This is a genomic window from Erythrobacter sp. SG61-1L (assembly GCF_001305965.1).
GTDB lineage: Bacteria > Pseudomonadota > Alphaproteobacteria > Sphingomonadales > Sphingomonadaceae > Andeanibacterium.
The window spans coordinates 2,205,346-2,223,074 of the sequence record NZ_JXQC01000003.1 but is presented as its reverse complement, the minus strand read 5'-3'; the positions used below and the strand labels follow the sequence as shown (position 1 = coordinate 2,223,074).

The following is a 17,729-nucleotide window of genomic DNA, read 5'->3' as shown; positions in this document are numbered from 1 at the left end:
AGGCGGCCGGAATGCCAGCATTCATGCCGTATCGCGGGTGTAGCTCAATGGTAGAGCAGCAGCTTCCCAAGCTGAATACGAGGGTTCGATTCCCTTCACCCGCTCCAGCCCCTTTGCCTTGCCACTGCTGGATAGCTGCTTAGTCGGCCGGTTCTCCGTCCGTCAGCCAAGCTGCACCTCCCTCGACCCCGGCACACGGCGGAGCTGCCGGGCGTAGAACCAGCCGATCCCGATTAGGCTGAAGCCAAGTGCGACGAAGCTGGCGATGCGGGCGAGGCCTTCCAGCCCGGCCGCGTCCACCAGGAACACTTTCAGCACCGCCAGCAACATGACGGCCAGCGAACCGATCCGCCAACTGCGCAGATTATGCCGTGCGCCCCAGAGCAGGAACAGGATGGCAAGGACAATCCCGGTGAGCGAACGCAGCAGGTCTTCCGTCTGGCCGAGGGGCAATGCTGTAAGATCGGTGCCGGAGAAGATCTGGCGTAGCGCGCTGATGGCGAACACGGAGAGGAGCGCCATCAGCATGCTGTCTGCCAGCGCCCTTATGCGCGGCTCGCCGCCGGCAGGTCCAGCGAGCAGCCAGAGCAGGGCGGCAACCGGCAGGCCATAGGCCGGAAGCAGCAGGTTGGCGATGGGTACGGGGCCGACATGCTGGCCCACCAGCAGCGGGTTGTGCAGTGCCAGCGTGAACCAGAACCAATGCGCGCCCGCAATCCCGGCCAGCATCCAGGCGATCCGGCTGCCTTGGGCAAGCCGACCGCGCAGGGCGTATGCACCATAGGCGGCAGCCAGCAGCAGTGCCTCCCAAAGGGTGCGTTCCACCAGGCCGGCACGGGCGAAGTCCGCCGCGCTGTCGATGGCCAGCAGGTGTTTGAATGCGATGTGGGCGCAGACCAGTGCAGCCATGCCGAACAGGACCGTTTGCGCCTTGGCGAGCCGGCTACCCTGCCGCTCGCGAACCAGAAGCGTGACGCCAAGCGATACTGCCAGCGGCAGCAGGTGCAGCCCCGTCTCCTGCAGCAAGGGAAGGGTACCCACCAGCATGGGTTCCCCGGCAAGGGCCATGATGCCAGCTATGCCCCAGCCATGCAGGGTCGGGATGGCCCAAAGGCCGCCGATTGCCGTCATGGCCGTTGCACCGGCATGGCGCTGGGGCAGGGCGAACAGCGCTGCCAGTGCTGCTGCGCTGGCGAACCATGCGAGAATGTCGGACGGAAGGATCTGGGCGCTGAGGCCATAGGCGACGATCGCCGCGAGCACTTCGGCCAGTGTCTTTCCAGAACTTTCCCGATCGCGCCAGGCAAGCAAGGCAAGCACCATGGCAGGCATGGCCCAGCGCAGTGCGGCGAGGAAGTCAGGCGTACCGTCGCCGAGGCCGGAAAGCCGCGCGGCTTCGTTCGTGAAATCGCCGGACAGGACAAGCAGCACCGCCACAGTCGCCGCAGCTGCCCACGACAGGGCAATGAGGCCTGCATTGCGGCGCTTCAGGTCAAGCAGCAGCAGGGCTACGCTCAACAGTGCACCCACCACAGGCGCCGCCCAGCCGGGCGAGACATAAAGGCCGCCGGCCATGAGCAGGGCGAAGGCGGTGGCGACGAGCGCCATGTGCTCAGCGGATCGCTGTTCGCTCGCCGGCCAGAGGCGCCAGGCGGCCAGCGCCGGGAAGGCGGCAAGGGCCAGTGCCACAGCGCCGATGTTCCATTGGATCGCATCGTTGAAAGTGCCAAACAGCAGGGCGACGACGCCGAATAGGGCGAGCGTAAACAGGCAGAGCTGCAGCAGGTCGATCCGGTTTTGCCGGCGGTAGAACGTCAACGCAACCGGCGCCCCCGCGAGGATTGCGGTAAAGGCTGCAGCGACGATGCCGAATGGCATGGCCGCGGCATTGCTCCAGTCGACCAGCAGCAGCGGCACCAGCAGGCTGGCAAAGCCGCTGGCGCGCCGCAATTGCGGGGCCTTCCAGCCCAGAACAGCCAGCGCCCCGGCCAGCAGCGCGAACAGGCCCCAGGCAAGCATGCTGTGGTCCGTCCTGCCGATCAGGACAGCCATCTGCAGTGCGGCCACGCCTGCAGCGGCGGCTTCCACCAGCCGCCGCAGATTGCCGGTGTCGGGCATGGCCCATGCCGGGATGACGACGCCGAGCAGAATGAGGAACAGCCCGACCGCAAAGGTTCCGGCCATTCCGCCGCCAAGGCTCAACAGCAGGAGGATGCCCCAGCCCAGCCCGCCGCCCAGCGCGGCAAGGCCGAGCCATGCCCAGCGCCGCTGGCGGGAAGTGACGGTCAGCCCACTGGTGACCAATGCGAGATAGGCAGTCAGCAGCGGGATATTGGCCTGTTCTCCGCCGACCAGCAGGGGTGCAGCGAAGCCGCCGATCAGGCCGAGAACCGCGCTTGGCATGCCGAACCGGAAGGAAAGGGCGATGGCGCCTGCGGTCACGGCCGCAAGGCCGGCAAAGGCGGGCAGGGGGCCAATCAGGCCATAGGTCGTGCCCGCGAGGTAAAACCCGGCATAGAGCGTGGCGAGGCCAGCGCCCGCGAGCGCCTGCCTCACGCGCGGATCGGCGATGCGGTTTTCGAAACGAAAGGCCAGTTCCGCGCCGCACAGCAGGCCCGCGCCGAACATCATGGCCAGCAGAACCCGCACGGGCGGGGTCAGCAGGCCTGCCTCGATGGAATATTTCACGATGAACAGGCCGGCGACGGCCAGCGTGATCCCGCCTGCCCAGATCGGCAGCAGGCGGCCGAACAGGTCTTCGAAATCGAAGCTCGGACGCCATGCAGGCTTAGGCTCGGGGCGCGGCGCATCTTCGGCCGGTCCCGCCACAAAGGCTTCGCGCACCGTATCATATGCAATCGCCGCAGGTTCTGGCGCCTTTTCGAGCGGAGCTGCGGGGATCGGCCGTGCCGGCCTTGCGGGGACAATTTCCTCCACTGGGGCTACGGTTGGGACCGGCGGCCGTTCGAAAGCAGGAGCAGGAGCAGGAGCGGGTGCCGGGGGCTGTGTTGTGGTGGTGTCAGCAGCTTCCAGCGCCTCTATCCGGCGAACCAGCCAGCTATCGTCCTCGACCTTCTCCAGGCGGGCCTGCAACGCTTCGACACGTTGCCACAGAAGATAGATCACCCATCCGGCAACCCCAAGCAGGATCAGTTCCACGCCTAATCTCCCCATATTGCCGGCTGGGCCTACCCGATAAATGAGCGGTGTTCAATATAGAAATTGGACATTGTTCAATTTTGTCTTTAGGGCGGCGTCATGGGCAGAAGATCCGATCATACCCGCGAGGAGTTGCGGGAAATGCTGGTGGCATTGGGCCACGCGCATATGGCCGAGGCAGGGCTTGCCAGGTTTTCCGGCCGCGAAGTGGCCAAGCGTGCCGGATATTCGGTGGGAACCATCTATAACGTGTTCGGATCGCTCGACACGCTGATCGCGGCCATCAACACCCGCACGTTCGGACTGTGGGCAGACCATCTGCGCAGCCGGCTGGCCAGCGGAGAGCCGGATCGAATCCGTCTGCTGGTGGAAGGCTATTTCACTTTCGCCTTCGAGAATTCCAACTTGTGGAATGCGATCTTCGATCATCACTTGCCGGCGGACTTCGAGCTGTCGGAAGCGGACCGCCTCCAGCGCGGCGAACTGACTGCCATCGTGATCGAGGAAATTGCGGCGATCCTTCCCGCGCCGGAGCGAGTGGGCCTTCCGCGGCTTGCTGCGTCGCTTGTGGCTGTCGTACATGGCCATTGCGCCTTTGCCGTGAGCGGCAGTTTTGCGCTGATGGAAGAGCCGGACCCGATTGGCGCTGCCTATGACCGTGTTTGCGAATGCCTCACGCAGGTGGCCAGCGGCGGACGCTCGCCCGGTAGCCATTGGGCTGGGGGCGGGTCGTCCGGGATTGCATAGTGTTAGGGAATTTCCGCAAGGCGATAGCCGATGGCTGGTTCATTCCTGATAAGCCTGGGCGAGGATGGATCGCTTTCTACCTTGAGCCGCAAGGCACGGATCACCACCCGCAGATAATCGACATCTTCCGCATGGGCCTTGCCCCATACGCGCTCCAAGATCGCGGCATGGGTCAGCACGCGGCCCCCGGCTTCGGTCAGCGTTTCGAGAACCGCGAACTCCTTCGGCGTCAGCGTAACCGGCGTGCCTTCTACGGTGACTTCCCGACGCGCGCGGTCGATCTTCAACGGGCCGAAGGCGATTGTGTCGCCGACCGGCGCGGACCTGTCTGCGCGGCGTAGCGCTGCCCGCAGGCGCGCCAGCAGTTCATCGCCGTCGAATGGTTTGGTGACGTAATCGTCGGCCCCCAGATCGAGCGCGGCGATCTTCTCCGACGTTTCCGAGCGTGCGGTGAGGACGATGATTGGAATTGCCGATCCGGCGCGGATCGCGCCGACCAGTTCGATCCCGTCGCGGTCCGGCAGGCCGAGATCGAGCAGGACCGCGTCGATCCCGCCCCGACCGAGAAGCGCCGCAGCGTCGCGTGCATTGGTGGCAGGCAGCACCGCGTGGCCGCCACGCTCCAGAACCGCCTGCAGCAGGCGCTGGATCGCAGGCTCGTCATCGACCACCAGAATCCTGCTCATTGGGCTGTCCCTTCCGCAGGGGGCATTGCCAGAGTGAAGCACGCGCCGCCGCCCGGAGCATCGGATATTTCGACGGCGATTCCCATTGCGTCCGCAAAGCCCTTCACAATGGCTAGGCCAAGCCCGCTGCCTTGCCTGCGGTCGCTGCCCTCCAGCCGGGCAAAGCGTTCGAACATCCGCTCGCGCGCGGCTTCGGGAATGCCCGGCCCGTCATCGCAAACCGATAGCAGGACGCGGCCTGCATCGGCCTTCGCCTCAATCGTGACCTGCCGGTGCGCATGGCGTGCGGCATTGTCGATCAGGTTTATCAGGATGTGATGCAGCAGCACCGGATCGGCTTTCACGAAGGGCAGGTCAGGAGGGATGGCGCGGGCAAGCGCGATGTGATCGGGCAAGGGCACCGCGTCGCATGCGGGTGTTGCCACATCGACGAGGTCGAGGCTTTCCGAAGCGGGCGAGAGCGAGCCGTCTTCCAGCCGCGCAGCGCCGAACAGATCTTCGATCGTACGGTCCAGCCGCCGCGCTGCCGCCAATGCTTCCCCTGCTTCCGGCGAAGTGGCGGCCAGCGCTTCGAGCTGCCCGGCAATCACTGTCAGCGGTGTGCGGAAGTCATGCGCCAGCGAGGCGAGCAGAGCGCGGCGCAGCCGGTCGCTCTCTTCGATCCGCGCGCGTTCGCGCCGCTCGGCTTCGAGTGCAGAGCGGTCGCAGGCCTGGCCCAGCAGGAAGGCGAGCGCCTGCAATTGCGCCAGGTCGCCCTCGCTGCGGGGCACTCCTTCCGCAGGGCGGGCCACGGCGAGCAGCCCGCCGCCCAAGCGCCCCCGTGGCGAAAGCGGGAAGAAGCTCCATTCGGCAACGGGCATGACCGCGCTGCCATGGCCGGTGATGTCGCCATTGTGGACTGCCCAGGCCGCCGCTGACAGATCGAGCGCGGAAAAGCCCGCATCGCCTTCTAGGTCCGTCATTCCGGCAATCAGCCGCACATGGCCCAGATGTTCGGCCAGCCACGCTGTCCCGCGCGCTGGTGCAGTGGTGACTTCACCTTCGGTCAGCAGGGCGGAAAGGGCGGCGATTTCCGCGCTGGCGGCTGCTTGTGCCAGCGCTTCCCTCTCGCGCGCCTTGAGCCGGGTGGCGAGGCGGCTGGTCACCAGTGCCACTGCCACCAGCGCCACCACGCTGACGATATTGTCCAGCCCATGGATGCGGAAGGTGAAGCGCGGCGGCAGCAGCAGGAAATTATAGGCAGTGGCGCCGATGATCGCGGCGAACAGGCCCGGCCCGATGCCGCCCCGCGCCGATGCGAACAGCACCGGCAGCAGGAACAGCAGCGCCGAGGAGGCGAGGCCCAGCACCGGCAGCGCCGATGCCGTGATCCACGCAATCGCGCCCACTCCCAGCGTGGCGAGCAGATAGGCGGAGAGCCGGCGGTCCATGGCGGGCTTATAGCTCGAACTGGCTGCCAAGTTCGACAACCCTGTTGGGAGGGATGGCGAAATAGGCGGTCGGGTCGGCGGCGTTGCGGTGGAGGAAGCCATAGAACATCGCCATCCAGCGCGGCATGGTGGGCTTCAGTGCCCGGCGGATCGCGCTACGCCCCACGAAGAAGGACGTGCCGCCGGGGCCTGAAAGCAGCCCGGCGCGAGCAAGGTCGCTCGGCACGTCCACCGGGTCCATATAGCCGGTGCGCAAAGTCGCGCGGGCAAAGTTGTCGTCGATCCGCTCCAGGGAAAGCCGCTCGCCTGCGGGTACGTGCGGGGTCTGCTGCGGCTCGACCTTCAGCATGATGTTTGCCCGGTGAAGTGCCTTGTTGTGCTTGAGATTGTGAAGCAGGGCGGAAGGCGCCACGTCCAGATCCTGCGTCAGGAACACGGCCTGGCCTTCAACCCGCATCGGCGGGCGCCTGACAAGGGCATCCGCCAGTTCGGCGATGGCCATGCCCTGCTGCGCCGTGCGTGCCTGGGCGGCCTTGCGCCCCCGCAGCCAGGTGGCGATCACCGTGCCCATTACCCCGGCGACGAGCAGCGGAACCCAACCGCCTTCCGCGATGCGCAGTGCATTGGCGCCGAAGAAGACAAGGTCGATGGCAAGGAAGGGCAAGAACAGGGCGGCCGTCCAGAACGGTTCCCAGCCCCAGCCGCGCCACACGATGATGAAGGCCAGACAGGTCGTGACCACCATCGTGCCGGTCACTGCAATGCCATAGGCGGTTGCCATGGCGGAACTGCTCCTGAAGCTGAAGACCAATGCCAGGACGCCCGCCAGCAGCAGCCAGTTGACTGCGGGCATGTAGATCTGGCCGGCCTGCTGGGCGGAAGTCTGGCGCACGGCCATGCGCGGCAACAGGCCCAGCGCGATTGCCTGCCGGGTAAGCGAATAGGCCCCGGTGATGACCGCCTGGCTGGCGATGATCGTGGCAAAGGTGGCCAGCACCACCAGCGGCGCGCGCAGCGCTCCGGGCGCCATCAGGAAGAACCAGTCGGCATTGGCGAATGGCCTGCCTGCAGCCTCCGCCGCTTCGAGCGTGGCAAGGGCGAGCGCCCCTTGTCCCAGATAGTTGATTGTCAGTGCCGGCCAGACGAAGCCCAACCAGCCGAGCTGGATCGGCTGGCGTCCGAAATGGCCGAGATCGGCGATCAGCGCTTCGGCGCCGGTTACTGTAAGGAAAACTGCGCCGAGCACGAACAGGCCCGGCACGCCATGCGTGGCAAGGAAGCGCACGGCGGCAATCGGGTTGAAGGCGGCAAGGATCGCCGGCGCCTGCGCGATATGCCACAGGCCCAGCGCGGCAAGCGTCAGGAACCAGAAGGCGCAGACGGGGCCGAACAGGCCCGCCACGCTGGCCGTGCCGCGCGATTGCAGGGCGAAGAGGGCAATGAGGATCGCAACCGTCATGCCCAGAATCACCGGAAGCTGCATTACATCGTCGAGACCGGGCACGGTCTTCAGCCCCTCCACGGCGGCAAGCACCGACAGGGCCGGGGTAATGATCGCATCGCCGTAGAACAGCGCCGCGCCAGCCGCGCCGAGCAGAAGCACGATCGTCCAGCGTCCGCCGGTCGCCTTCGTGGCGAGCGCCATCAGCGACAGCACACCGCCTTCGCCATTATTGTCCATCCGGGTGAGGAAGAGGACGTATTTGAGCGTGACGACCACGATCAGCGCCCAGATCATCAGTGACAGCACGCCGATGATGTCCGCGCGCCCAATCGCCCCGCCTGCCGTATGGGCGAGCGCTTCGCGGAAGGCGTAAAGCGGGCTGGTGCCGATGTCGCCATAGACAACGCCGATGGCGCCCAGAGTGAGTGCGGAAAGAGTGCTGACCTTTGGGGGCTTGTGCGCTTGCATGGGTGAATCCTGATTTGCAGGATCGTTCCACTGCCGCGGCCGCGCATTAAGGCGCCATGCGGGATCGAAGGGGCGGGCATTAAATCCGCATAAGATTTGCCGCTTTCCGCGTTCAGGCAGGGCGATGGCGTACCGGGGCGGCCATCCTTGAGGAGGCCGCCCCGGCGGCAGGTCAGGCAGGCTGGCCGAATGCCAGATAGAAGGTAATCAGCCCCGCCAGCGCCGCTATTCCGGCCCCGAACAGGGCCACTTCGCGCGGGCGCAGCCGGCTGAGATAGTGATCGCGGCAGAATTGCCGGTATTTGCCCAGCACTTCGTAATTGGAGGAAACCAGCGCGCAGTCGAGCGAGGAGGCTTCCTTGCGGAAGTAGTGGATCAGCGCCTGCAGTTCCCCGCCATCAAGGTCGGGGTAGCGTTCGAGCAGGCGCTCGGCAGCCGCGCGCCTTTCGGCGGCGGCGGGATTGTCGGAACTCATGTGTCATATCCTGTCCGGACGGGAAATCTGGCCGCGGCTCATGCGCGGCCGGTGGCCGGTCAGGCGAAGGGCGGAGCCCGTGGACTGAGGGGGGAGAGCGTCGTCTCGAAAAGCGGCGGGCCGCGCGTTTCGGGCCGGGGGGCAAAGGGGCGGCCCGGCAATTGCAGGGCGAGCGGGCGGAACACCGCCAGACGGGCAACTGGCAGCGGAGCGGGCTGAGGCTGGGCCTGCCTGCGCTCTTCCGCCCTTGTGCCGAAGCCCACTGCGACATCGGAAGTGGAGGCACTGAATGCCGAACCGCTGACGCGTTGCAAGGGCTGGCCGGATGGCAGCACGGCATGCATGGCTGCAACCAGCACCAGCAGGGTGCAGATCCAGCGCCACGCTCCGCGCTTCATGTCCATGGCCACGCTCATATCCGGGCCTAGCTAGGGACTGTACGCCGGATTTGCCAGTGCCGGGCGAAAGGCGGCATGCTAGGCATGGGCCATGCCCGCCTTTTTCTTCGCCCTGCTTGCCACTTTTCTTGCCGCAACCGGTGGGCGGGACCAACGGTTGGTCGCCGTGCTGGCGGGCAGGCTGGGTTCCGGCGGGCCACTGCTGCTTGCCGCATGGCTATCCTCTATCGCGACTTCGACTGCCGCAGCCTTTGTCGGGGCGGGGCTGGCCCAGCTCATGCCGCCGGAAGGCAAGGCCATGTTCGTGGCGCTGGCACTGCTGCTCGGCGCAGGGGAACTGGCGTGGCCGGTGCGCCAACGCGATCCGGTGGAGCCGACGCGATCCTTCGTGGCCATCACGCTGGTGATCGCCGCGCGGCAGGTGATGGATGCGGCGCGTTTCCTGATCGTGGCCTTTGCCGCTTCGGCCGGATCGCCCATGCTGGCAGGCGTGGGCGGGGCATTGGGCGGCGGTGCGGCGCTCACCCTGGCATGGGCACTGGGCGGGCAGATGGAAAGGCGGGTGAACTGGCGCGCGATCCGGCTTTCGATTGCCGCTGCCATGCTGCTGGCGGCCTTCTGGACCGGCCTTTCCGCGCGCGGTATCCTTTAGGAAACACGCGCGCGATTTTGCCGGAACTTTAGCGAAAGCTCATGCGTTGGGCCAATATCGAAAGGTGACCGTCCGAAGCCCGCCCGCAGCCACCGAACCCCCGGCGCGTGGGATTCTGCTCCGCCTGGCCCTTTGGATCCTGGACAGCGGGGCCGCCGTGGCAATGCTGCGGCGGCCTTTCAGTAGAGCCAGCCTATGATAGGTGTGCCTCATGACTCGGCCTGACATGATCCACGGCGCGGATGATCGCGCGATTGCCCAATGGCTCCACCAGAGGCTTTCCGCCGCACTGGCAGAGGCGACGGGCGGCATCGCCATTACCGTGCCGGGCGGCTCCACCCCCTTTCCGATTCTGGAACAGCTGGCCGCCATGCCGCTCGACTGGGGGCGGATTGCCATCTGGCCGGGGGATGACCGGATCGTGGAGGAAGATCACCCCGCCAGCAATGTCGGCCGCATTCGTACCCTGATGGAACCGGCAGGCGCGATCGTGCTGACGCTGGCGCCGGAAAGCGCCCCGCCGCATTTCGCGCTGGCCTGGCTGGGTATGGGGGCGGACGGACACATTGCCTCGCTGTTCCCCAATACCGATCCGAAAGTGGACGACCCCCGCAAGGTGCGCCGCCTCACGCCCGATCCCCTGCCGCCGGAGGCCCCGTTCGACCGGGTGAGCCTGACCATTCCGGCACTGCTTGCCAGCGATGCGATCCTGTTCGTGATCCGGGGCGATGACAAGCGCGCGCTGTTTCAGGCGGCGGCGGATGGGAAGAACGATCTGCCCGTGGCCCGGCTGCTGGGCGCGGCGAGCCAGCCTGTCACATGCTTCACCTGATCCCCGCCCCGCTTCACCGGGCCGGGCTGCGGCTGGCGCATGAAATGCGCAAGGCGTGGTGGCGGCTGGCGAGGCCGCAACTGACCGGGGTGAATGTGGTGGTGCTGAACGATGCGGGCGAAGTGCTGCTGGTGCGCCATGCCTATGGCTCGGGCAAATGGACCCTGCCTGGCGGCGGGCTGGGGCGGGGCGAATTGCCGGAACCGGGCGCCCGGCGGGAGATTGCGGAGGAACTGGGGCGCGAGGCGCTGGACCTGCTGGCGCTGGGCGTGAACCGCCGCATCCTGCATGGTGCGCCCTGCGCAAGCCACATCTATTCCGCGCGGCTGAATGGCGATCCGCGGCCGGACCGGCGCGAAATCGCGGAAGCGCGGTTCTTTGCGAGCGATGCCTTGCCGTCTGACCGGGTTGCGCTGGTGGATGCGGCGCTCGGGATGATGCCACAGGTCGCTTGAGGCCGTCTCAGCCCGAAGGGAAAGGGGGCAGAAAGGCACCTTCTCAACTTAGTCATGCTGAACTCGCTTCAGCATCCACTGCGCCCCACTTGCTGCCGCCCGAAGCGGGAAAATGGGTTCTGAAACAAGTTCAGGATGACGATGCTAAAGCAGCGAAAGCTGCGCCGTGTCCTTCAGTGGCTTCTCGCCCTCTTCCCCCTCCAGCGCCGACAGGGTGAGGCCCATCAGCCGGATCGGCAGGGGAAGGGGCAGCATTTCGTCCAGCAGGCCATGGCCCAGCTTCGTGAATTCCTCCTTCCCGCTGACGAAATGGGTGAGCGAGCGGGCGCGGGTGACGATGCGGAAATCGGTGTAGCGCAGTTTCAGCGTGACGGTGCGCCCGCGCGCCTGTGCTTCCTCGATCCGGCCCCAGACGATGTCGGCAATGGTGTCCAGCGTCTCGTGCAGTGCGTGGCCGGACGAAATATCGTCCATGAAAGTGCGTTCCCCGCCCAGCGACTTGCGCGGGCGGTTGGCGCGCACGGGCCTGAGGTCGATCCCCCGCGCCGCGCGATAGAGGTAATCGGCAAAGCTGCCGAATTGTTGCTTGAGGAAGGGCAGGTCTTTCTCCCTCAGGTCAGCACCCGTTTCGATCCCCAGCTTCGCCATCTTTTCCGCCCCGCGCGGCCCCACGCCGTGGAAACGGCGCACCGGCAGCCCGGCGACGAAGGCTGCACCTTGCCCCGGCCTGATGACACAAAGCCCGTCCGGCTTGTTCTGGTCGCTGGCGAGCTTGGCGAGGAACTTGTTGTAGCTCACCCCCGCACTGGCGGTGAGGGCGGTTTCCTTGCGGATGCGCTGGCGGATCAGTTCGGCAATGCGGGTGGCTGAACCGATGCCCTTGAGGTCTTCGGTCACGTCCAGATAGGCTTCGTCGAGGCTCAGCGGTTCGACATGGGGCGTATAGTCGCGGAAGATCGCGCGGATCTGCTGCGAGACTTCGCGATAGATGTCGAAGCGCGGCTTGCGGAAGATCAGGCCGGGGCACAGCTGCTGCGCCCGAAGTGAGGGCATGGCGGAACGCACGCCGAACTTGCGCGCTTCATAGCTGGCGGCGGCAACCACGCCGCGCCCGGTGGCACCGCCCACCGCCACGGGCTTGCCGCGCAGATCGGGATCGTCGCGCTGTTCCACGCTGGCGAAGAAGGCATCCATGTCGACATGGATGATCTTCCTGAGGCCCAGAGTGGCCTCTCCATCGTCGGTTTCGTCGCGGTCCATGGCCTTGCCGGAGGTTAGTGCCTAACGGGCCGCGCGTCACCCCGGTGGTGAAAGCAACAGTGCATCGGGCGACAGGAAAATTGTTAGCACTTGCAACAATTCTCGCTGGCCATGCCTTGTAAGAGCGGGCAAGGGGCGCGCATGGCAACGGTTTCCAACCCTTCCCCGCCGCGGATGCTGGGCAATACGGAGCTGGTGGTTCTCACCGCCATGCTGATGGCGCTGCACGCGCTGGCAATCGACGGCATGTTGCCCGCAATCGACGAGATCGCGGGCGAATTCGGCATGCTCGACGCAAACAAGCGGCAGTATATCGTCGGCCTGTTCCTGCTTTCCACGGGCGCAGGCACGCTGGTTCCCGGCCTGCTGGCAGACCGTTTCGGCCGCAAGAAGCTGCTGATGATCTCGCTGCTGTGCTATGTCGTTTTCGGCTTTGCATGCGCCTTCGTGAAGAGCTTCGACCAGATGCTGATCATGCGCATCATCCAGGGGCTCGGCTCGGCGGGTCTCATGGTGCTGCCCGGCGCGATCATCCGTGACCAGTTCGAAGGCGACAAGATGGCGCGCGTCTTCTCCATGATTTCGGCTGTGTTCATCACTGTGCCGGTGGTGGCGCCCTCGCTGGGCCAGCTGGTGCTGGAAGTGGCGGGCTGGCGCTGGATTTTCGTGGGCCTCAGCGTGATGGGCGTGGTGATGGCAATCTGGGCCGGTATCCGCCTGCCTGAAACGCTGCACCCGGAATTCCGGCAGGAAATCCAGCCGAAGATCCTTGCCCGCAACCTCTATATCGCGGCCACTTCGCGTCAGGCCATCGGCTATGTGCTGGGCACTTCGCTGGTGATCGGCACTGTGTTCGGCTACGTCAATTCCGCCCAGCAACTTGTGGGCGAACATTTCGGCGCGGGCGAAATGTTCCCCTACATCTTCGGCGGAACGGCGGCGACCATGGCCATTTCCAGCATCGTCAATTCGCGTATCGTGGAACGCTTCGGCGCCCGCCGCGTGAGCCATGCCGGCCTGCTGGTGTTCATCGTGATCAGCGCGCTGCAGGTCTGGGTCTCCCACTCGGCGCACAGCTCTTCGTTGCTGTGGTTCCTGCCGCTGATGGCCTGCAACCTTGCGCTGCTGGGTTTCCTGGGGGCCAATTTCGGCTCCATCGCGATGCAGCCCTTTGCCGAGATCGCCGGGGCCGCCAGCGCCATCCAGTCCTTCCTGCGCATGGTGCTTGCCGCGCTGATCGGCCTTGTCATCGGCCAGAATTACGATGGCACGGCCCGTCCGCTGGCATGGGCGCTGTTGCTGGCAGGCGTCTTCGCGCTGCTGCTTGTGCTCTATAGCGAGAAGGGCCGCCTGTTCCGCCGCCTGCATCCGCGGCCCGGCCCGCCGGTTCACGTCCACTGATGAGCCACGCGGGATGACCGGGCCGTTCGACCTCATCGTCATAGGCGGCGGGGTCAACGGCGCGGGGATCGCGCGCGATGCCCAGGGACGGGGGGCTCAAGGCCGGGGTGCCCGCGTTCTCCTGCTGGAGGCCAAAGACCTCGCCAGCGGAACGTCCAGCGCCAGCACCAAGCTGGTCCACGGCGGGCTGCGCTATCTCGAATATTACGAATTCGCACTGGTGCGCGAGGCGCTGAGGGAGCGGGAAGTGCTGTGGGGCGTTGCCCCGCACATTATCCGCCCCATGCGTTTCGTGCTGCCGTGGATGCCCCATCTGCGCCCGCGCTGGATGCTGCGGCTGGGCCTGTTCCTCTACGATCATATCGGCGGGCGTAAACGCCTGCCAGCCGCCGACACGATCCGGCTGCATCATCATCCGGCGGGCTCTGCGCTGGACCCGGCATTGCGCTGGGGCTTCGAATATTCGGATGGCTGGGTGGACGATGCAAGGCTGGTGGTGCTGAACGCGCTGGATGCGGCGGAACGCGGGGCGCAGATACTCACTCGCACGCCCGCTACGGCAATCCGGCGAGAGAGCGAACTGTGGGCGGTGGAAACGCCTGCCGGAACCTTCCACGGGCGTGCGCTGGTGAATGCGGCGGGGCCGGGGGCGGACGATGTGGCGCGGCTGACAGGGCAGGCGCCGCGCTTCTCGCTGCGGCGGGTGCGTGGATCGCATATCGTCACCCGCCGCCTGTTCGACCATGACTACGCCTATATCTTCCAGCTTCCCGATACGCGCATCTGCTTTGCCATTCCCTATGAGCAGGACTTCACCCTGATCGGCACGACCGACCGGGATCACACTGGCCCGCTGGACCGGATCGAAGCCTCTGAAGACGAGATCGCCTATCTGTGCGAGGCGGCGAGCCGCTATTTCGCGAAGCCGGTGACTCCCGCCGATGTCGTGTGGACCTATTCCGGCGTGCGCGCTTTGGTGGACGATGGATCGGGCAGGCCGGAGGCGGCGACGCGTGGTTATCGCCTGCCGCTTTCCCCGCCGGAGGAAGGGGCGCCGCTGCTCGATGTGTTCGGCGGAAAGATCACGTCCTATCGCCATTTGTCGGAGGCAGCAGTGGACGCGCTGGCGCAGCGCCTGCCGGCCCTGTCAGGCCCGGCATGGACGGCCCATGCTCCACTACCGGGCGGGGACTTTCCGGTGGATGGACAGGTGGCACTGGCGGCGGAACTGAAGCAGCGTCACCCCTTCCTCTCGGCAGGGGAAGCGACCCGCATCGCGCGTGCCTATGGCACGCGGGCGGAACGCTGGCTGGGCAAGGCAAAGGCGTGGGGCGATCTCGGGCGCCATTTCGGCGCCGGGCTGACCGAGGCGGAAGTGGCCTATCTGCGCGATGTCGAATGGGCGCGCACAGCAGAGGACGTGCTGTGGCGGCGAAGCAAGCTGGGCCTGCATATGAGCGAGGCCGAGCGGGCGAGCGTGGCGGAGTATATGGGCGGGTAGATCCTCCCCCTTGGGGGAGGGGGACCGTGCGCAGCACGGTGGTGGGGGCTTGCCCAAAGGCGAACCCCCTCCGTCATCGATGCGCGATGCCACCTCCCCCGGAGGGGGGGGAGCCACAGGTCACCCCTCGTGATCGATCTTCCGCCTGAACGTCTCGGGCAGCCATAGAAGCCCGACCAGCAGCGTCAGCACCGCTACGCCCACCGGATACCACAGGCCTGCATAGATGTTCCCCGTCGCGGCCACGCAGGCAAAGGCGATGGTGGGCAGGAAGCCGCCGAACCAGCCATTGCCGATGTGATAGGGCAGGCTCATCGCCGTATAGCGGATGCGGCTGGGGAACAGTTCCACCAGCAGCGCGGCGATGGGGCCATAGACCATGGTCACCAGCAGGACGAGCGCGGTGAGGATGGCGATCACCAGCGGGGTGTTGGTGCGCGCCGGGTCCGCCTGTGCCGGATAACCCGCCTGCGCCACGGCAATGGTCAGCCGCTCGCCATAGCTTTCCATGTCGTCGGCCGGGACGGTAATCGCGCCGATAGTCGTCTCGCCATTGCCCGTTGCGGCGTTCTCATAGGGAATGCCCGCCTTGGCGAGAGTGGACTTGGCAATGTCGCAGGCGGTGGTGTTGAAGTTGGTCTTGCCGATGGGGTCGAACTGGACCGAGCAACTCGCCGGGTCTGCATGGACCACTACCGGCGCTTTCACCTGCGCTTCCGCCAGCGCCGGATTGGCCGCGGCAGTGAGGGCGGAAAAGAGCGGGAAATAGGTCAGCGCCGCCAGCGCGCAGCCCGCCATGATGATCGGCTTGCGCCCGATGCGATCGCTCAGCCAGCCGAAGAACACGAAGAAGGGTGTGCCGATGGCCAGCGCGGCGGCGATCAGCACATTGGCGGTCGCCCCGTCCACCTTCAGGATCTTCTCCAGATAGAACAGCGCGTAGAACTGGCCGGTATACCAGACCACCGCCTGCCCGGCGACGGCGCCCAGCAGCGCGATCAGCACGATGCGCAGGTTCTTCCAATTGCCGAAGGCTTCCGTCAGCGGTGCCTTGGAGGTCGTCCCTTCGGCCTTCATCTTCTGGTAGACCGGGCTCTCGTTCAGTTGCAGCCTGATCCACAGCGAGACGACCAGGAGCAGGGCCGAGGCATAGAAGGGCAGGCGCCAGCCCCATTGGGCAAAGGCTTCCTCTCCCAGCGTCTCGCGCGTGCCGATCACCACCAGCAGGCTGGCGAACAGGCCCAGCGTCGCAGTGGTCTGGATGAAGCTGGTGTAAAAGCCGCGTTTCCCTTCCGGCGCATGTTCCGCAACATAGGTTGCGGCTCCGCCATATTGCCCGCCCAGCGCGAGGCCCTGCAGCAGACGCAGGCCGACCAGCATCAGCGGTGCCGCCACGCCCACGCTGGCATAGGAAGGCAGCAGGCCCACGGCGAAAGTGGATGCGCCCATGATGCCCATGGTGACGAGGAAGGTGTTCTTGCGCCCCACAAGATCGCCCACCCGCCCGAATACCAGCGCGCCGAAGGGCCGCACGGCAAAGCCCGCGGCAAAGGCGGCAAGGGCGAGGATGAAGGCGGTCGTCTCGTTGACGCCGGAAAAGAACTGGGCGGAAATGATCGTGGCCAGCAGGCCGTAGAGATAGAAATCGTACCATTCGAACACCGTCCCCAGCGACGATGCCGCGATCACTTTCCATTCGGTCTTGTGGACCTGCCCCTCGGCGGTGGCCGGTTCGCCCATGTTCCTCTCCCCTGTATATTTTGCGGGGAGACTGCCTGCACCTGCGCGGGGAGGCAAGCGGGCTTGAGTCAGCCCGGCTCGCGGGCCATCGCGGCAAGCTGGCGGCGGTTCCATTTGGGCAGGGCGTCCATCCGGGGTGGGCGCAGCAGCGCGGCGGCCAGCCCCTTGGCGACGAAGCCCAGCTTGGCGCGGCCGGATGTGTGGACCCGCTCGTCCCACGCGGCCTCGCCCCGGCGGCCAACCTCGGTAGCTATCGCGCCATAGATTCCCGCGGCGGACAGGATCGCCCAGCGCTGGCGGAAGCCCAGTTGCGCGGCGCCGATGCGCGATGCCTGTTCGTGCTGTTGCGACAGGGCCACCAGCCGCGCGGCCAGTTCGGCAAGGGCAGGGCGCTGCCGGGGCGCCATGATTTCGCTTTCAGGAATGCCCTTTTCGGCCAGCCATTCGGCAGGCAGATAGCAGCGCCCGGCCTCGGCATCTTCGGCCACGTCGCGCGCGATATTGGCCAGCTGGAAGGCCAGGCCAAGGTCGCAGGCCCGGTCGAGAATGTCTTCGCGCCGGGCGGGCACGCCCATCACCACGGCCATCATCACACCCACCGCGCCTGCCACATGGAAGCAATAGCGCATCATGTCGCCTTCGCTCTGCGGGCGCCAGCCATCGGCATCCAGCGCAAATCCTGCGATCACGTCTTCCGCCATGGCGGGTGTGATCCCGCATTCATGGGCGACAAGGCCGAAGGCATCGAAGCAGGGATCTCCCGTGGGCTGCCCGGCAAAGGCCTTTGCGGTCAGGTCGCGGATTTCGGCCAGCCTGTCCTGCGCGCCGGCCTGATCGCCCAGAGTGCCGCCCAGTTCCTGCGCATCGGCCAGATCGTCACACCGGCGGCACCAGGCGTAGAGCAGCCACACACGTTCGCGCGTGGTGCGGCCGAACAGGCGGCTGGCGGCGGCGAAGCTTTTCGATCCCTCGCGGATCGTATCGCGCGCATGGGCGACGAGGGCCGGGCGATCAAACGCCATTGCGAGGAGCGGAGCGACGAAGCAATCCAGGGCCGCCTGTCACTGCCCTGAATTGCCGC

General features: G+C 66.2%; 15 protein-coding genes and 1 tRNA gene. 7 read left to right on the top strand and 9 right to left on the bottom strand.

The features are described from left to right. Positions 1-33 precede the first annotated feature (33 nt). Positions 34-107: transfer RNA gene (locus SZ64_RS10960), tRNA-Gly, on the top strand. A gap of 55 nt (positions 108-162) precedes the next feature. Here the strand turns inward: SZ64_RS10960 and SZ64_RS10955 are convergent. Further along, on the bottom strand, positions 163-3,159 hold the full coding sequence (locus SZ64_RS10955; RefSeq protein ID WP_054530862.1) for a DUF2339 domain-containing protein: 2,997 nt from the start codon (positions 3,157-3,159) through the stop codon (positions 163-165). A 99-nt stretch (positions 3,160-3,258) separates the two neighbouring features. On the opposite strand from SZ64_RS10955, the gene SZ64_RS10950 reads away from it, so the two are divergent. Further along, the gene (locus SZ64_RS10950; RefSeq protein WP_054530861.1) at positions 3,259-3,906 is read left to right on the top strand and encodes a TetR/AcrR family transcriptional regulator; all 648 of its coding nucleotides are present in this window, start codon (positions 3,259-3,261) and stop codon (positions 3,904-3,906) included. Between the two features lie 2 nt (positions 3,907-3,908). Here the strand turns inward: SZ64_RS10950 and SZ64_RS10945 are convergent, their stop codons facing one another. The 5 genes from SZ64_RS10945 to SZ64_RS10925 form a co-directional block, all read right to left on the bottom strand. Then, entirely contained in the window at positions 3,909-4,592 is a 684-nt protein-coding gene (locus SZ64_RS10945) for a response regulator transcription factor (protein ID WP_054530860.1), read from the bottom strand. Then, positions 4,589-6,022 (bottom strand): ATP-binding protein, encoded by a 1,434-nt coding sequence (locus SZ64_RS10940; protein WP_054530859.1) that lies wholly within the window; start codon positions 6,020-6,022, stop codon positions 4,589-4,591. Before SZ64_RS10940 ends, SZ64_RS10945 begins: the two co-directional genes overlap by 4 nt. A gap of 7 nt (positions 6,023-6,029) precedes the next feature. Beyond that, entirely contained in the window at positions 6,030-7,934 is a 1,905-nt protein-coding gene (locus tag SZ64_RS10935; protein WP_054530858.1) for a potassium transporter Kup, read from the bottom strand. Between the two features lie 172 nt (positions 7,935-8,106). After that, positions 8,107-8,409 (bottom strand): hypothetical protein, encoded by a 303-nt coding sequence (locus tag SZ64_RS10930; RefSeq protein ID WP_054530857.1) that lies wholly within the window; start codon positions 8,407-8,409, stop codon positions 8,107-8,109. A 59-nt stretch (positions 8,410-8,468) separates the two neighbouring features. Then, positions 8,469-8,825 (bottom strand): hypothetical protein, encoded by a 357-nt coding sequence (locus tag SZ64_RS10925; RefSeq protein WP_054530856.1) that lies wholly within the window; start codon positions 8,823-8,825, stop codon positions 8,469-8,471. A 73-nt stretch (positions 8,826-8,898) separates the two neighbouring features. On the opposite strand from SZ64_RS10925, the gene SZ64_RS10920 reads away from it, so the two are divergent. The 3 genes from SZ64_RS10920 (at position 8,899) to SZ64_RS10910 (ending at position 10,746) form a co-directional block, all read left to right on the top strand. Next, a complete protein-coding gene (locus SZ64_RS10920; RefSeq protein WP_054530855.1) occupies positions 8,899-9,459 on the top strand; it encodes a hypothetical protein in 561 nt (186 codons plus the stop codon). Between the two features lie 211 nt (positions 9,460-9,670). Continuing rightward, entirely contained in the window at positions 9,671-10,291 is a 621-nt protein-coding gene (locus SZ64_RS10915; RefSeq protein ID WP_054530854.1) for a 6-phosphogluconolactonase, read from the top strand. Next, positions 10,279-10,746: an NUDIX domain-containing protein gene (locus tag SZ64_RS10910; RefSeq protein WP_054530853.1), complete on the top strand. Its 468-nt coding sequence runs from the start codon at positions 10,279-10,281 to the stop codon at positions 10,744-10,746. Before SZ64_RS10915 ends, SZ64_RS10910 begins: the two co-directional genes overlap by 13 nt. A 144-nt stretch (positions 10,747-10,890) precedes the next feature. Here SZ64_RS10910 and dinB read toward each other — a convergent pair whose 3' ends face one another. Next, on the bottom strand, positions 10,891-12,006 hold the full coding sequence (gene dinB, locus SZ64_RS10905) for a DNA polymerase IV (protein WP_054530852.1): 1,116 nt from the start codon (positions 12,004-12,006) through the stop codon (positions 10,891-10,893). A gap of 141 nt (positions 12,007-12,147) precedes the next feature. Here dinB and SZ64_RS10900 point away from each other — a divergent pair, with 141 nt between their 5' ends. Together SZ64_RS10900 and SZ64_RS10895 are read left to right on the top strand one after the other, a co-directional pair. Then, positions 12,148-13,407 carry a multidrug effflux MFS transporter gene (locus SZ64_RS10900; protein ID WP_054530851.1) on the top strand — a complete coding sequence of 420 codons (1,260 nt, stop codon included), beginning with the start codon at positions 12,148-12,150 and terminating at the stop codon, positions 13,405-13,407. A 13-nt stretch (positions 13,408-13,420) separates the two neighbouring features. After that, on the top strand, positions 13,421-14,908 hold the full coding sequence (locus SZ64_RS10895) for a glycerol-3-phosphate dehydrogenase (protein ID WP_054530850.1): 1,488 nt from the start codon (positions 13,421-13,423) through the stop codon (positions 14,906-14,908). Positions 14,909-15,028: 120 nt separating this feature from the next. On the opposite strand, the gene SZ64_RS10890 is transcribed toward SZ64_RS10895, so the two are convergent. Further along, complete coding sequence (locus SZ64_RS10890) at positions 15,029-16,648, bottom strand: MFS transporter (protein WP_054530849.1); 1,620 nt, start codon at positions 16,646-16,648, stop codon at positions 15,029-15,031. 68 nt (positions 16,649-16,716) lie between these two features. Continuing rightward, a complete protein-coding gene (locus SZ64_RS10885; RefSeq protein ID WP_054530848.1) occupies positions 16,717-17,670 on the bottom strand; it encodes a phytoene/squalene synthase family protein in 954 nt (317 codons plus the stop codon). Positions 17,671-17,729: the final 59 nt, after the last annotated feature.

Bases quoted from the DNA above. Each gene is read 5' to 3' on its own strand.
- dinB (WP_054530852.1), bottom strand. From the start codon at position 12,006: ATGGACCGCGACGAAACCGACGATGGAGAGGCCACTCTGGGCCTCAGG.
- SZ64_RS10925 (WP_054530856.1), bottom strand. From the start codon at position 8,825: ATGAGCGTGGCCATGGACATGAAGCGCGGAGCGTGGCGCTGGATCTGC.
- SZ64_RS10930 (WP_054530857.1), bottom strand. From the start codon at position 8,409: ATGAGTTCCGACAATCCCGCCGCCGCCGAAAGGCGCGCGGCTGCCGAG.
- SZ64_RS10940 (WP_054530859.1), bottom strand. From the start codon at position 6,022: ATGGACCGCCGGCTCTCCGCCTATCTGCTCGCCACGCTGGGAGTGGGC.
- SZ64_RS10895 (WP_054530850.1), top strand. From the start codon at position 13,421: ATGACCGGGCCGTTCGACCTCATCGTCATAGGCGGCGGGGTCAACGGC.
- SZ64_RS10915 (WP_054530854.1), top strand. From the start codon at position 9,671: ATGACTCGGCCTGACATGATCCACGGCGCGGATGATCGCGCGATTGCC.
- SZ64_RS10935 (WP_054530858.1), bottom strand. From the start codon at position 7,934: ATGCAAGCGCACAAGCCCCCAAAGGTCAGCACTCTTTCCGCACTCACT.
- SZ64_RS10920 (WP_054530855.1), top strand. From the start codon at position 8,899: ATGCCCGCCTTTTTCTTCGCCCTGCTTGCCACTTTTCTTGCCGCAACC.
- SZ64_RS10890 (WP_054530849.1), bottom strand. From the start codon at position 16,648: ATGGGCGAACCGGCCACCGCCGAGGGGCAGGTCCACAAGACCGAATGG.
- SZ64_RS10945 (WP_054530860.1), bottom strand. From the start codon at position 4,592: ATGAGCAGGATTCTGGTGGTCGATGACGAGCCTGCGATCCAGCGCCTG.
- SZ64_RS10900 (WP_054530851.1), top strand. From the start codon at position 12,148: ATGGCAACGGTTTCCAACCCTTCCCCGCCGCGGATGCTGGGCAATACG.
- SZ64_RS10910 (WP_054530853.1), top strand. From the start codon at position 10,279: ATGCTTCACCTGATCCCCGCCCCGCTTCACCGGGCCGGGCTGCGGCTG.
- SZ64_RS10885 (WP_054530848.1), bottom strand. From the start codon at position 17,670: ATGGCGTTTGATCGCCCGGCCCTCGTCGCCCATGCGCGCGATACGATC.
- SZ64_RS10950 (WP_054530861.1), top strand. From the start codon at position 3,259: ATGGGCAGAAGATCCGATCATACCCGCGAGGAGTTGCGGGAAATGCTG.